Consider the following 15,305-nt stretch of genomic DNA (forward strand, 5'->3'; position numbering starts at 1 on the left):
CCTCTCGCTAACTATTTAAAATCTCCAGGCACTTTATAACCTTTTTTATTTAATAATTTCACTAAAAATCCAATATATAATGGTAATAAAATTGCGCTTACAACCACTGCTGCTGCGACCTGTACTGTTGCTAAATGGACATTAGCAGAAAATGCAGGAGAAGCTGTAGCTATTGCTGCTGGTGTGGCAACTGCATTACCTGCAGTAGAACCCTCAGCAGCTCCAGCTATAGGATTCCACTTAAACCATCTGAATACTAAATAACCAGTTGTGCCTGTTATAAATACTGTTATAACACCTAATATTATTCCTGATAATCCACCATCTATAATACTTTTAAAATCTATACCCATTCCTAATGAAAAAGCAAAAAATGGTATTAGTACTGCACTAGATCTCTCAAAGAATTCTCTTAATTCATTGTCTAAATTCCCTAATATCATACCAATAATAATTGGTAATAGTACTGATATAAAGGAAACGGGCGAAAACACACCTTCGACAAAACCGATTGTACCAAATATTGCTAAAGCTACCATAGTTAAAAATGGTCCATCATTAAGAGCTAATAAAGAGTATGCAGCTCTATCTGTTTTATTACCATATTGACCTACCATAGCAACATATAGTCCGCCATTACTATTTGTTAAAGCTGCTATTATTGCTACTGGAACCATGCCAAGGAATAGTCCATTAACACCACTAATCATTATCGCTAACAAACCTATTAAAATGCCAACAAGCCATTTAACTATTAATAAAGTGGCACCTTTTTTTAAACTTAATCCTACATTTTTAAAATTAATTTGTGCTCCAGTAAATAATAAGAATAAAGCTATTAAAGTACTCGATCCATCAACAAATAATGCTTCTGTAAAATTACCAATTCTTAAAATTTCCGGAAAAAGAGTATTGATTACTGCTCCTAAAAGAAGTGGAACAATCATCATTCCTCCAGGAAACTTTTCTAAACTTTGTTTAATTTTCATACAAAACCTCCACGAAAAAAAGATTTTGAAAACGTTTTCTAGTTCATGATAGTATTATTCGGTTAATTTTTAAACATTTATAACAAAATAAAAATGAACAATTTCAAAACTGTTCATTTTTTAAACAAATAATTCTATTTTTCTAGTTTTTTTAACTTTTTCCATAAAGTTGTTCTCGTTATATTTAAACGTTCAGCTGTTTTGGTTTTGTTATAATTTTCTAATTCATAAACTTTTAATATGATTTCTTCTTCTATTTCTTCTAATGTAGCTCTTGAAGAGATTAATTCGTAAATATTATCAAATGTATCTGCTTTCCATTTTTTCACGGCTCTTTGTACATCACTTTCATTAATATAATTACTAGGTGATATTTTAGTTAGCTGATATATTTTATTTTTTAATTCTTTTAAATTATCTTCCCAAGGGAGAGTTTTTAATATATCCAATGCACTATTGCTTACTCCTATAATTTTAGTACCATAATTTATATGTAAATCTGTTAAAATGATGTCAATATTAGGTTTTAAATCATTAACTCGATTCGCCAACTTTGGAACAAATATTTTAGGAACATCCAAACTTTCTATTTTATTCATAGATATTTCAATTGGTGAATGAACATTTATAATCAAATCACAACTATCATTTATTGATTTTTTTAATTCTTTTAATAAATTTAAGTGTGACTCTTTTTCTATATTAATAAATAAAATAGTAGCTGTATTTATTGTTGATAATTTCCACATCAGTAAATCTAAATTATTAAAATTTACCTTGGAAAAATCTAATTCATACAAATTGTTATTATTTTTTTTATTTTTGACTAAGTAAATAGCTAGATTTCTCTTACTAGTATATTTTTCACCATAAATAAGAAGCTGTTGTAAATTTGCATATTCATTTTTATTTCTAAAAATTTTTTCAGCCCAATCGCTAGATCCGACAAATTTATGGGCTTCATTTAAATCATCTAGCTTTGATAATTCTTTGAGAGTAGCTATCTTTTGTATTGTGTAAGATAGATACTCTTTATTTAAAATAGATTGCTGTTTTAATTCATAAATATGATTTTGAAAATTTAATCTTATAATACCATTTTTATTTTCATTGGAACTTTTAAGTGTGTTTTGTAAATTCATTATTAAATCATCGTTATTATTTAAATTAGTATTTACAACTTCAAGAGAATTTCGTTTTAAGATGATATATTTAGTATCTAAAGCCTTAAACATTTCATCATGTAAATTATTTATATTTAATAATTCGCTATATAAATTAAGAAACCTTTCGCCTTCACTTAAAGACTTTAATATAGCTTCTTCCCCAGAAGTTAATAAAATACCTCTAATACCATAATGTCGAGCTTTATCAACAGTTATTACATCTCCTATTACAGTTGATATATTTCTCTCCTTTAATTTTCCTAATATACCTTTTAAATCATCTGTCTTTTGAATTTGGTATATTTCAACATCATATTTTAATATATCAGAAATCATATTTGCTCCTCTAGTAAAGTTTTCATAACCTATTAGAGCTATATCGTCATCTATATTCTTAGTTAAACTTAATACTCTTGCAATATCATAACTATTTATATCTATTTCAATCACTGGAATGTTTACAACTTCTTTTACTAATTTCGCAGTCCCGCCTCTAGTAATAATGAAATCATAATTTTTTTCATACTTAATTGAAGTGTCTACAGCGTTTTCTAAGTTTGCAACAATAATATCAATATTAAAATTTTCTATTGGTAATAAACTTTTTAGAGTTTCAGCCATGCCCTTATAAGGAGCTATAAAAAGTACTTTAATCATATAAGATTCCCCTTGTGTAATAATTAAAATAATGAACTATTTCAAATTATAACATTATGATACTAATACAGTATTTAAATTAGTTAACTAAATACATCCACTTTATATATATATTTTTTTTAAAAAAAGTATTATAATTTTAAAAATGGATTATTGTCATGATTTTGTAAAGTGCTGACGCCCGGGGAATAGTACGCGTGAGAGACTACAGGCTCGAACCACACTCAGGCATGCATGCACTTTCAAAACCATATATAAATAAATTCTCCTAATCCATTAATTAAGAATTCAACAGATTAGGAGAATTATTTTGAGCTAGGGATCTATGTCCCAAGTACTTTTTATATCTTTTGACGATATACTATAAATCAACTACTCACTTAATAACATTTTATTCACCTTCATTATTACTTTTTTCTTGTTCACTAAGCTTTTCAATTAAATTATCATATTCAGGAGTATTCATATAATTCTCGATAGAAATATGATAAGCTTCTGGCTGTTTTTCTCGAGCTCGTTCTGTTAAATCTTTATGTGTAATAATAATTTCTCCTTCTTGAGGCAAATTACTAATTGCTACATTACTAACGTCAATATTTTCTAAATTAGCTTTTTTCAATTTTTTCCTTACAATTGAAGCACCCATAGCGCTTGAACCCATTCCTGCATCGCATGCAAATAATATATGATTTACATTATTTAAAGAAGGTTCTTCTTCTGATTCGTCACTAGTTAAAAATTGAGTTGCACGACTTTTCTTCCCTTTCATTTGTTCCATTTCTTTCGTCGCCTCAGATAAATCATTAGTATTAGATTTATCAAATTTCAGAAGTAATCCAGCTATAACAAAGGAAACAATAGTAGCAACAAGTACACTTAATATAACGCCAAGATAACTATCCGAAGCTGTTAACAACATTATAGGTATAATACTACCTGGTGAAGCAATACTAACTAAACCTGCATCAAACAGCATTAGTATCGTAATTCCAGACATACCACCTAATATAGTTGCAATCAGTAATTTAGGTTTCATTAGGATATACGGGAAGTATATTTCATGAATACCTCCAAAGAAGTGAATAATACTTGCGCCGTACGCAGAAGTTTTAGATGAACCTTTACCAAAGAACATATATGCAAGTAGTACACCTAAACCTGGACCTGGGTTTGCTTCAAGTAAAAACAACATAGATTTTCCTTGTTCAGCTACCTGTCCTGTAGCAATAGGTGCTAAAATACCTTGGCTAATAGCGTTATTTAAAAATAATATTTTTGCTGGTTCAATAAATATACTTACTAAAGGAAGCGCATGAATTTTAATCATTAAGTCAACGCCAGCCTCTAAAAATGATGTTAAAAGTACAACAACTGGCCCTACAAGTAATGAACCAATTAACGCTAGAAGCGCACCAGTGATTCCTGCTGAGAAATTATTTATTAACAACTCAAATCCTGTAGGTGTTTTCTTTTGCAATAATTGGTCTACCTTTTTAATTGCTAAACCACCTAAAGGCCCCATCAACATTGCTCCAATAAACATTGGAATATCGGCTGCAACAATGACACCCATTGTTGCAACAGCACCTACAACTCCTCCTCTAAACTCGTAAACCATTTTCCCGCCAGTAAAAGCAATAAGTAGAGGAAGTAAATAATGAAGCATTGGATCTACAAAGTCACTAAATAATTTTATACCTGTAGGTACAGCAATTGCAGTTAATAACCCCCAAGCAATAAAAGCACCTAAGTTAGGCAAAACCATATTACTTAGCGAACTACCGACTCTTTGAACTTTAATACGCAAATTTGTATTATTTGCCATAAAACCATCCCCTCTATATTTACGGTTCTATCCTAACTGGTTGTCCTAATTCAATGGATTCTTCGACAGCCTCAACAATCTTAATGGCTCTATGTGCTTGGTTAACACTGATTGGAAATTCTTTATCCTCGATTATATTATTAACAAAAGTAGAAAGTTCTTCTTTTAGAATTCCTGCTTGTTTGCCATATAAGTCAATATTAGTGATTGGATCTGGATATTTTATACTTTCATTTGTGTACACATTAATATTTTGATTAACAATATTAATGTTTAGCACTCCCGATGTGCCTACGATGTCCAATTTAGCATCTAAGTTAACGTGATTTTCAGGTAAAGCCCATGTTGTTTCGTAGCTTCCAATAGCACCAGAAGATAGTTTGAAATTCGTAATAATCGTATCTGGTGTATTATATTTTTTAAGTCTTTTATAAACAGCTGTAGCATAGACTTCAATAATTTTATCTTGTGTAATCCATTCGATAGCTTCTAAGTCATGTACACCTAAGAACTTAATAACGGAAGTTCTTCCTTTTAATCGTTCGCCATTTTCTATTGAGTTATTTCTACGGGCAAATAAATGAATCGGTTCCCCGATAACACCAGATTCAAATTGTTTGGAAGCTTCAAAATAACGAGGATCCCAATGTAAAGTATGACCTACCATTAATCGAACGTTCGATTTTTCATACGCTTTAATAATTTCTTCGGCATCTTCATTTGTATCAGCAAGCGGTTTTTCAATAAAGATATTCACACCTTTTTCTATAGCTTTAAGAGCTATATCTTTGTGTAAATGGTCAGAAGTACAAATTAAAACTGCGTTTAAATCAGGTAAATTTAATAATTCATCTGTATCGAAATACGCTTTTGTATCTAAATTTTCTCCAATTGATGTTGCTAAATTTTTATCTAAATCACATACACCTAATAATTCAACTTGAGGTAATTCAGACAAAATTTTTGCATGTTGCTCTCCCATAACACCTAAACCAATGACACCAACTTTAAGTTTATTCATAATTGAGCCTCCTAATATATTTTATCTACGATAGATGTTGATGATTTTTCTATTGCTTTCTTATACTCTCCCTCATCAACAAAGAGCATAGCTTGATAAATTGTATCTATAATAAAATCTTGAGAAACTTTACTTTCTATTGAACCACCTTGAAGCAAAATTTCTTTACCTATAGTGAATATGCGATAATCCGCATACTTAGTTAAAGGATTGTTTTCAGAGTTAGTAATAGTAATTATTTTTGCGTCGGCAGATTTAGCTAAAGATGTAGCGTTAACAGTATCTTTCGTTAATCCACTTGAAGAAATTGCAACAACAACATCTTCAGATGTAACAGTTGAACAATTCATTAACTCCATATGATTATCTGAATAATATTCAATATTTTTGCCGATTTTAATAAATTTATTTTGAGCATATTCTGAAGTAATACCTGAAGCAGATGATCCAACAAATAAAATTCTTTTTGCACTTTTTAATAATTCAGCAACTTTTTGGATTGTATTAAAATCTAATTGTTTATATGTTTGTTCAATTGCATTTTGAATATTAAACATAGATTGGTAAATATAACTCTCTAGTTGCCCCATTTCATTTGTATTCTTTATACCTTCTAAATTGAATAAATCTTTAGATAACCCCAGTTTAAAATCACTAAAACTTTTATAATCGAGTTTTTTGCAAAATCTTAATACTGTTGTTTCTCCTACATTAACTTCATGAGAAAGGGTTTTGACTGTTTTATGGACGACACTTTCCATATTATCTAGTACATAATTCCCTACTTTTTGTTCACTCTTTGTTAATTCATGTAGATGTTTTTGAAACTTTAATTTATAACTATCCATAAATTTGCTCCTTATAGATTAAATATCCTTTTTTTATAAAAATGAGGATTTTTGCTCCATTTTAGTCCTTTTTAAAATTGCTTCAATAAATCTTTCAAAGCAATTTCTGACATATTTTTATAAATTTTATTTGCACCTGTGAAATCTAAATGTTCAGTTACTGGATTAGGGAAAATTACTGTTTTTATTCCCGCCTTTTCTGAGGATAAAAGTCCGTTTAAAGAGTCTTCAAATACTAACAATTCTTCTTTATCAATGTTTAGACTTTTTATTGTTTGGTTGAATAAGTCTGGATGCGGTTTTATTCTCTCTACATCGTCTGCAGTCACAAAACAATCAAAATACTCAATAATTCCCTTATTAGTCAAATGTTTATTTATCCATTCTTCTTTTGAACTTGTACAAATTGCAAGTTTTAATTCTAAATTCTTAGCTTCCTTAAGATAATCTAGAACACCCTCTCTAAGGGGTTTCTCTGAAACTATATTTTGATGTCTTTCCTGAACTTCTTTAAATACTTGGTCTTCATCTAACTCATTACCTAAGTCTTCTTTTAAAATTTTAAAAAGTATTTCATTATTTGCTCCGACACATTTAACAAAGTCTTTAAGATTCAATTCATAATTATATTTTGATTTTAAAACATAAAAATAAGATTCATACCAAGCTGTTTCTGTATCTAGGATAAGCCCATCAAAATCAAAAATAAGGCCTTTTATCAAATCTATCCCTCCTTCGTAATCGCTTTCATAACACATTATCACTTTTTACAAGTTTGTCAACATATTATACTTTTTTTGTAATCTTAATGAATAATATTATGATATTTATTCACCTTCCTCCTTCGAAGGTAAATAAATCCAACATATGAATAACAGTACAAGTATTATAACTGGTATTAAAAAGCCTATTTGATAAGCTAATACGGCGTTATTTGGTGATACGAAGGTGCTTCTTGTCATCGTTGCAACTACAGTAGCTATAATTGCTGATCCAAAACTTGCTCCAATATTTTCAACAATATTTATTGTGATACCAGCTTGTGGTAATTGTGAGTCTTTAAGTCCAACATACGTGTTTGTAGTAAGTGGCAATAGTATACCTCCAACACTTACACCTCTCATAAATAGGATAATACTCATAGTTAGTATAGTCGTTTGACTTGTTACAAATACTAATGGTATTGATGCGAGTAGAGATACTATTAAACTGATCAAAATAACTTTTTTTGCGCCATATTGATCTGTTAATTTTCCTATCATAGGTCTTGCGATTAACATACCTATACCTTGTGGCATTAATGCAGTGGCCGCTTCTATCGTATTAAAATTCTTAAATTGCTGAAAAAATAAAGGCAATATAATCATTGGACCCATGATTGCAATATTTGCTAAGAATAATCCACTACTAGACGTTGCAAAATTTCTATATTTAAATAGATTTGTCGGTAATACTGTTTGATAATTCTTCATTCGATTGTAAATAAGATAGATAATTATAAACAGTCCGCCTACGACTAACGAAATAATGGTTTCTTTATTTATAAACGTAGTATTTTCAGTTGCTTTAGTAATTCCGTATATGATTGTAAAGCTTATTAAAGATAAGTTTGAAATACCAAACCAATCTAATTTTTTCTCTTTGTTAAATGGCATAAATGAAGGTAATTTCTTAATCATAAGCGGAACGATGAGAACTGTAACAAAAATATTAATATAAAATATCCATTTCCATGAAGAGAAATGAATAATAAATCCTCCAATAACTGGTCCCAGTATCGGTCCTAAAATCATAGGTATACTCACGATAGCCATAACACGTCCTAATTTATCGTGACCGGCTGTTTTTACTAGTAGCGTTGACATGAGTGTTGATATAATACCTGCACTAAACCCTTGTAATACTCTAAATAGTATAAATAAAGATATGCTTTCACTCAGTCCTGTTAAGACTGATATTATGCCAAATAATGTTACTGAAGAAATATATACTGTCTTGCTATTAAAGTGGTCCATGAGCCAACCTGAAAATGGAACTGCAATTGCCATGGCTAAAATGTATCCTGTAACTCCCCACTGAATCATATTCAATGAAACATCAAAATATTGCGTTAAGTCATCAATAGCTATATTAATCATTGTTGAATCTAACATAGGAGCAATAGCGCCTAAAGCTATAGCCCATGCAGCCAACATAGTACTTTTTGGAATTTTATCTAATTGTTTTGCTGACATTATTATTTACCTCTCTTTTTGTTTCCTGAGAAACATTATATGAAATTTTTTGTTTCCTAGTCAACAAAAATATTTCAATAAAATAGGGATAAGCATCACATATGCCTATCCCAAATATACATTTTACTTTTCTTTTTTTATTTCTTGATCTAAATAATCGCTATATTTTTCAAAAAAGTTATTTAATACTTTAAATTCTTCATCTGATATATTATCGAAAAACGGTTTGTCTCTATCAAGAAAAACTTGATGTAATTTTAAATGACGTTGATAAACACGTTCACCTTCTTCAATTAAACGAAAATAGATTTCTTTTTTATTTTCTGATTTTCTATAACTTTCAACAGCATTTTTCTTAATTAACTTTTTAGTTAATTTGCTAATAGCACCACGCGTCATAAACATTTCATCAGATATCTTTTTCACGTTAGGGTCTTGAATGTTTTTAATAGCCTCTATACAATGCACTTCTGACGGTGTGTACCCTTCTAATTCTTTTTCCATTTTTGGCTTATTGAGCCATATTATTCTATCTTGTACACGTCGCATTAGATAATTTAATTCTTTTACTTTATTCATAATATAAACTCCTTATATTATCACCAAAATAAGATTAGTACCGTACGCAATAATCCCTTATTATATAGTTTATCACTTACAATAGTAATTCTTAAATTATTATTCGTGGATGCTCTATGTAATTATTTTATCATGCAGCATAATTATTAGAATTGGTTAAGAAATTTACTAGCCAAATCACAAAAAACTACTAGTCTCAAATAAACTAGTAGCTTTAATTAACAACTTAATTATTTAATAAACAAACTTAAAATCATTACAACAGCAAATCCTACGAAACCTACAATTGTTTCCATAACTGTCCATGTTTTAAGGGTTTGTTTTTCTGTCATTCCGAAGAATCTATTTACTAACCAGAACCCTGAGTCATTCACGTGTGAAACGGCCGTAGATCCTGCTGCGATAGAAATTGTAATTAACCCTAATACTGGTTGTGACACTGACATATCGGCTATGATAGGTGATACCAATCCTGCTCCTGTAACCATTGCAACTGTTGCTGAACCTTGTGCTACACGAACAAATAACGCTATTAGAAATGCGACCATTACGATTGGTAAGTTAGATTGTGCCATAAACTCACCCATCACCTTACCTACGCCACTATCTATTAACGTTTGTTTGAATACTCCACCTGCACCAGTAATTAAAATGATAATACCGGCTGGTTCTAGAGCTTTAGTTGCAATTTCCTGTATATCGCTTTTAGTGTAACCTCTTCTAGTTCCTAATAACCAAAATGTTAAAAGTACTGTAATAATTAAAGCGATAAATGGATGTCCAATAAACGTTAGAATATCCTTAGCAAGACCGTCCGGTAAGACTACCCCCGACACAGTGTTAATGAGTATTAGGATTAGCGGAATTAGGATTAGACTTACTACTAAAGCAAAGCTAGGTAAGTCTTTTTCTGATTTTATATCTTTTACTTCTCCATGTAATTTAGCGATGTCTGGCATATCTAAGTGTACTTTTTTACTTATAAATGTTCCAAAAATTGGCCCCGCTAAAATCATAGCAGGAATACCGGCTATAATACCAAATAGAATAACCCACCCCAAATCTACTCCTAGCATTTTTGCTACCGTTATAGGACCAGGCGTTGGAGGTACGAATGCATGTGTAACTGCCAACCCAGCTAATAAAGGGATACCATAGAATAAAATTGGCTTTTTAGCTTTCTGGGCTAAACTATAAACGATAGGAATTAATATCACTAATGCGACATCTAAAAATACCGGAATGGAAACAATGAAACCTGTTATACCTAATGCCCATTGTGCTTTATTTTCTCCAAATTTATTAACCATCGTTAAAGCTAACCTTTCTGCACCACCAGAGACTTTTAATACTTCTCCGAACATAGCGCCGAGGCCAACTACTACAGCTATAAAGCCTAATGTTCCTCCCATTCCTTCTTCAACAGTTTCTACAATTTTGTTCAAGTTCATACCTGAAGCTAGTCCAATAAGAATACTAGAAATTAAAAGAGCAACAAACGCCTGCATTTTTGAGACCATTACTAAATATAGTAATAATCCTATACCTAGTATTGTGATTAATATCAACCATAAATCACCATTCATTTTACCCCTCCTCATTTATGCTATCTCTTTTTATAAATGATTCTCCCATCTTTTATTGTTTATTTTATATAGAAATAAGAGGCTGGGACATAAATACATGTCTCAGCCTCTTTTATTATAATGGCAGTAGCTGACTGGATTGAAAATGCGCTTATATCAAGCTTTTTCCAACCCTAGTCATCCTTGCCGGGGTGGGACTACGAAATCTATTTATTAAAATGAGATTTCTGTCCCACTCCCTTAAAATAAAAATTTAATAATTTTTAGCTTGTTCAACTGTATATAATCCTTTTACTTTGCTTAAATTTTATTCAACTTCACCTGTTGATGGGTTAAATTGTTTAATTGATTGTTTTCTTAGCTGATCTTTTTCTTCGTCGCTAATATCATAGTTGTTGTTATACAATGTTGCTTCAAAGCTTCCATACATAGGATTTGGGAATATGATGTATTTCTTACCGAAATCATCTTTATGTTCTTGAATGAATTTTTCACGTTCTTTAGCAGTTGGTTTTTCAGGGTCACCGAAGTCTAAAATGTTATCTCCAAATAACATCACAAGTTTATGATCTTTTTCCACTTGTTTTCTACGTGGTTCTTTACTCTTATCATCTTTACCTTTTAACATGATATGATCATCAGTTGCTTGTGGAATACCTTGTTCTTTTAAGTTTCTTTTAGTTGCTTCGAAGTCTTTATCTTCATCTCTGTCAGTTATGTAGTAAATGTCTACACCTTTTTTATCTGCGTATTCTAAGAAAGATTTAGCACCGTATACTGGTTTTGCTTTTGCTGCTTCTATCCATTCATGCCAACCTTCTGGATGCTCTTTGTTGTTTAATGTCGCATATCCTTGATAAGGCGAATTATCTAAAACTGTTTCATCTAAATCAAGTGCGATAGCAAGTTTTTCTTTCCCATCATTCTTCTTAATTTCTTTATCCAGTTGCACTTTAGCACTATTGTACCCCTGTAAATATAGAGCTTTAGCTTCTACTGAATTTTGATACCATGAAACAGCCATGATATTCTCAGAACCAAGATCGGTTTGTTGCTGCTGTTTCTCCTGCTCTATCGTTGGTGCACCTGATCCGCTTGCATTCGCTACAGGTGAGTATGTAGAGAGTGGTGCTGAAACTGTGAAAGCTCCCGTTAATAAAGCCGTTACAACATATTTCGAAAACTTATTCATGTGCTCACTCCTTTAAAATTTAATTTCCAATACAATTTAAATGATATAACAAATTAAAAGAAATGTGAATAGTTACAATATTGTAAATTATATAACTTCTAAATAATTAACATGAATAATGTAATTATTTAAAGTCAGAATACTGAACATGAATTTTAATTTTCTTTTAATTATTTATAAAATAACTTATCATTATATATAAAATCATGTATAAATGATTAATATATAATAAATTCTTAATGAATATACGGGGTATTATTATGAAAATAAATAAGGTGCTTAACAATAATTTAGTCATTTCTAACATTAACGGGAAAGAACGTATTGTAATGGGAAATGGCATAGCTTTCGGGAAGAAACGAGGACAAAAATTAGATGAAAGCAAGATAGAAAAATTATTTCGTTTAACGACTACTGAACAAGAAAAAATGTTAGCTTTAATCGATGAAGTTGATGATAATGTTGTCTTAATCACTGAAAAAATTATTCAAAAAGCGAATGAACTATACGAAAATGCTATATCAGAATCCTTATATTTATCTTTGATTGACCATATTAACTTTGCAATTGAGCGGACTAAAAATGGTTATGTTATCAAAAACCCATTAATGCATGAAATTAGAAAGATTTATCCTCAGGAATATCAAATTGGTGAATTTGGCGTAAATTTAATCAATAAAGAATATAATATAGATATTCAAATAGATGAGGCTAGTTTTATAGCTATGCATATTGTTAACACAAACCTAGGTGAAAGTTTATCGAACACTTATGAAATCACTAAAATAACAACACGAATACTAGATCTTATTAATTCGTATTTCGATTTAGATTTATTGGAGACGGACTTAAATTATTCTAGATTTATGACTCATTTAAAATTCTTTATTCAAAGATTAATTAATCGTGATCCTCTCGAAGAAGTTATGGACGATACGTTAATTCAAATATTAACGGTTAGATATAGCGAAGAAAATAAATGCGTAGACGAAATTGCTAAATTATTAAAAGAAGAATATGACCACGAATTACTAAACGACGAAAGAGGTTATCTTATATTACATTTAGCTCGATTACTTAAATCTAATATGTAAGCGTTGACACAAAATAGTTTTCGAGTTAATATAATATGCATCAGTAAATAACTTAATAATTTCTTACTCTAACAATAAATTTTATTGTTCGGGATTGTGACTTTAATTAGGCAACACCCAGAGTAATATATATCGATTCAACAGGATGGATATATATTATTCTGGGTGTTTTTATTTTTTTATAGGAGTGTTGTAAATGAAAGATCAAGATTTAGCAAAAATGATTATCGAAAAAGTGGGTGGCGAAAATAATATTAAATCACTTACCCACTGTATTACACGCTTAAGATTTAAATTATACGATGAATCTAAAGCAGATACAGAATTTTTAAAAGGACATGAAGATATTGTCACGGTTGTAAAATCTGGCGGACAATATCAAGTTGTTATAGGGAATCATGTACCCGAAGTTTACGAAGAAATCAAAAAAATAATTGGCCCAGAAATGAATAATGCTGATAATGACCATTCTTCTAAAAAAGAAGGGCTATTCAACCAAGCCATCGACATTATTTCAGGAATATTCCAACCTATTTTAGGATTATTAGCAGCAGCTGGTATGATTAAAGGTTTAAATGTTCTCTTTACGACTACTGGTTTGTATCAAGAAGATTCGGGAACAAGTTTGATTTTTAATGCAATCGGGGATGCTATGTTTACATTCTTACCAATCATACTCGGTTATACATCTGCGAAAAAATTTGGTCTGACACCAATGTTAGGTTTATTAATTGGCGCAATCTTATGTTATCCAGAAATGCAATTGAGTAATATCTCTGAAAGCGGAAAACCTTTATACAATCTTTTTGCTAACACAATGTTTGAATCACCTGTATACCAGACATTTTTAGGTATTCCATTGATTACAGTTGATTATACGAGCACAGTAATACCCATTATTTTAATTACATATTTTGCTTCTAAATGTGAAAAAGCATTAAAAAAAGTAATTCCAGATTTAGTGAAGTTTTTCTTTGTTCCTATGATTACTTTGCTAATCGCATTACCTTTAGGTTTCTTAATAATTGGACCTTTAGCAACTTTTGCATCAAATATCATTTCAGAAACTGTATTTTCAGTTAGAGATTTCAGCCCAACACTATCAGGGTTTATAGTTGGTCTAACATGGCAAGTTCTAGTAATTTTCGGCATACATTGGGGCTTTATTCCTGTGTATATAAATAATATTATGACGCAAGGATTTGATAGTGTCATGATGCCATTCTTCGCTTGTACTTTCGCTACAGCAGGTGTGGTCTTAGCGCTATTTATTAAAACAAAAGATCCAAAAACTAAAAAATTATCTATACCTAACTTTATTTCAAGTGTATTCGGCGTAACAGAACCAGCTATATATGGTATGTTACTTCCACTTAAAAAGCCATTTATCATTAGTTGTATTGCTGGTGGTATAGGCGGCGGTTTTTATGGATTCTTTGATTTTAAGAAATATATGGTAGGCGGCATGGGGATTTTTGAATTACCAGCAATGATCCCCTCTAACGGTAATATGAGTAACCTTTGGGTCGCAATAGCAGGTATATTCATTTCATTATTCCTTGGATTTATTTTAACTATGATTTTCTACAAAGAAAAATTAGAAGAAGATGATGAAAGTTTAGAAAATAATTTAACTAGTGAAGACTTTGAAAGTACTACTTTTAGCAGTCCTATTACTGGAAATATTATACCTTTATCAGAAGTAGACGACCCAGTATTCTCAACTGAATCTATGGGTAAAGGAATAGCTGTAGATCCCACTGAAGAATATATCATGTCTCCTTGTGACGGAGAAGTAATCGCCCTATTCCCAACAAATCATGCGATTGGTATAAAAACGGTAGAAGGATTAAATATATTAATTCATATAGGCATAAACACAGTTGAGCTTAACGGACAATTCTTTAATAACTTTGTTAATCAAGGTGACCAATTTAAAAAAGGTGATAAGCTTATAGAATTTGATAAAGAAAAAATTCAAGAAGCTGGATATAGCACTGTAACGCCTATTCTTGTAACAAATACGGATGAGTATACAAATATTGATATAACAGAAGAAAAGCACATTGCGTTTCAAGATAAGTTATTTCATATAGACAAATAGGAGGAAGAGA

At 30.5% G+C, this 15,305-nt stretch carries 12 protein-coding genes; 2 read left to right on the top strand and 10 right to left on the bottom strand.

What is annotated here, in order from left to right; all coding sequences use genetic code 11:
- Positions 1-11 precede the first annotated feature (11 nt).
- The 10 genes from ACO6VN_RS11185 to ACO6VN_RS11230 all read right to left on the bottom strand — a co-directional run bounded on the left by ACO6VN_RS11185 (position 12) and on the right by ACO6VN_RS11230 (position 12,097).
- Positions 12-989 (bottom strand): 2-keto-3-deoxygluconate permease, encoded by a 978-nt coding sequence (locus tag ACO6VN_RS11185; protein WP_119489465.1) that lies wholly within the window; start codon positions 987-989, stop codon positions 12-14.
- Between the two features lie 134 nt (positions 990-1,123).
- Entirely contained in the window at positions 1,124-2,812 is a 1,689-nt protein-coding gene (locus tag ACO6VN_RS11190) for a PrpR N-terminal domain-containing protein (RefSeq protein WP_216683811.1), read from the bottom strand.
- Positions 2,813-3,203: 391 nt separating this feature from the next.
- Positions 3,204-4,637 carry a PTS mannitol transporter subunit IICB gene (locus ACO6VN_RS11195; protein ID WP_422404682.1) on the bottom strand — a complete coding sequence of 478 codons (1,434 nt, stop codon included), beginning with the start codon at positions 4,635-4,637 and terminating at the stop codon, positions 3,204-3,206.
- Between the two features lie 19 nt (positions 4,638-4,656).
- Positions 4,657-5,658, bottom strand: a complete 1,002-nt coding sequence (locus ACO6VN_RS11200; protein WP_147640661.1) for a Gfo/Idh/MocA family protein — start codon at positions 5,656-5,658, stop codon at positions 4,657-4,659.
- An 11-nt stretch (positions 5,659-5,669) separates the two neighbouring features.
- Positions 5,670-6,506 carry a MurR/RpiR family transcriptional regulator gene (locus tag ACO6VN_RS11205; protein WP_422404683.1) on the bottom strand — a complete coding sequence of 279 codons (837 nt, stop codon included), beginning with the start codon at positions 6,504-6,506 and terminating at the stop codon, positions 5,670-5,672.
- A 71-nt stretch (positions 6,507-6,577) separates the two neighbouring features.
- The gene (locus ACO6VN_RS11210) at positions 6,578-7,228 is read right to left on the bottom strand and encodes an HAD family hydrolase (RefSeq protein WP_422404684.1); all 651 of its coding nucleotides are present in this window, start codon (positions 7,226-7,228) and stop codon (positions 6,578-6,580) included.
- A gap of 105 nt (positions 7,229-7,333) precedes the next feature.
- Positions 7,334-8,740, bottom strand: a complete 1,407-nt coding sequence (locus ACO6VN_RS11215) for a DHA2 family efflux MFS transporter permease subunit (RefSeq protein WP_194200324.1) — start codon at positions 8,738-8,740, stop codon at positions 7,334-7,336.
- A 123-nt stretch (positions 8,741-8,863) separates the two neighbouring features.
- A complete protein-coding gene (locus ACO6VN_RS11220; RefSeq protein WP_194200323.1) occupies positions 8,864-9,319 on the bottom strand; it encodes a MarR family winged helix-turn-helix transcriptional regulator in 456 nt (151 codons plus the stop codon).
- A 230-nt stretch (positions 9,320-9,549) separates the two neighbouring features.
- The gene (locus ACO6VN_RS11225) at positions 9,550-10,905 is read right to left on the bottom strand and encodes a gluconate:H+ symporter (RefSeq protein ID WP_017000412.1); all 1,356 of its coding nucleotides are present in this window, start codon (positions 10,903-10,905) and stop codon (positions 9,550-9,552) included.
- A 307-nt stretch (positions 10,906-11,212) separates the two neighbouring features.
- Entirely contained in the window at positions 11,213-12,097 is an 885-nt protein-coding gene (locus ACO6VN_RS11230; protein ID WP_216683499.1) for a 5'-nucleotidase, lipoprotein e(P4) family, read from the bottom strand.
- A 260-nt stretch (positions 12,098-12,357) separates the two neighbouring features.
- Between ACO6VN_RS11230 and ACO6VN_RS11235 the strand changes: the two genes are divergently transcribed.
- Complete coding sequence (locus ACO6VN_RS11235) at positions 12,358-13,191, top strand: PRD domain-containing protein (protein WP_194200322.1); 834 nt, start codon at positions 12,358-12,360, stop codon at positions 13,189-13,191.
- A 196-nt stretch (positions 13,192-13,387) separates the two neighbouring features.
- Entirely contained in the window at positions 13,388-15,295 is a 1,908-nt protein-coding gene (locus tag ACO6VN_RS11240) for a beta-glucoside-specific PTS transporter subunit IIABC (RefSeq protein ID WP_216683498.1), read from the top strand.
- Positions 15,296-15,305 lie beyond the last annotated feature (10 nt).

The organism is Mammaliicoccus sp. JADD-157, from assembly GCF_049310805.1.
GTDB classification, from domain to species: domain Bacteria; phylum Bacillota; class Bacilli; order Staphylococcales; family Staphylococcaceae; genus Mammaliicoccus; species Mammaliicoccus lentus.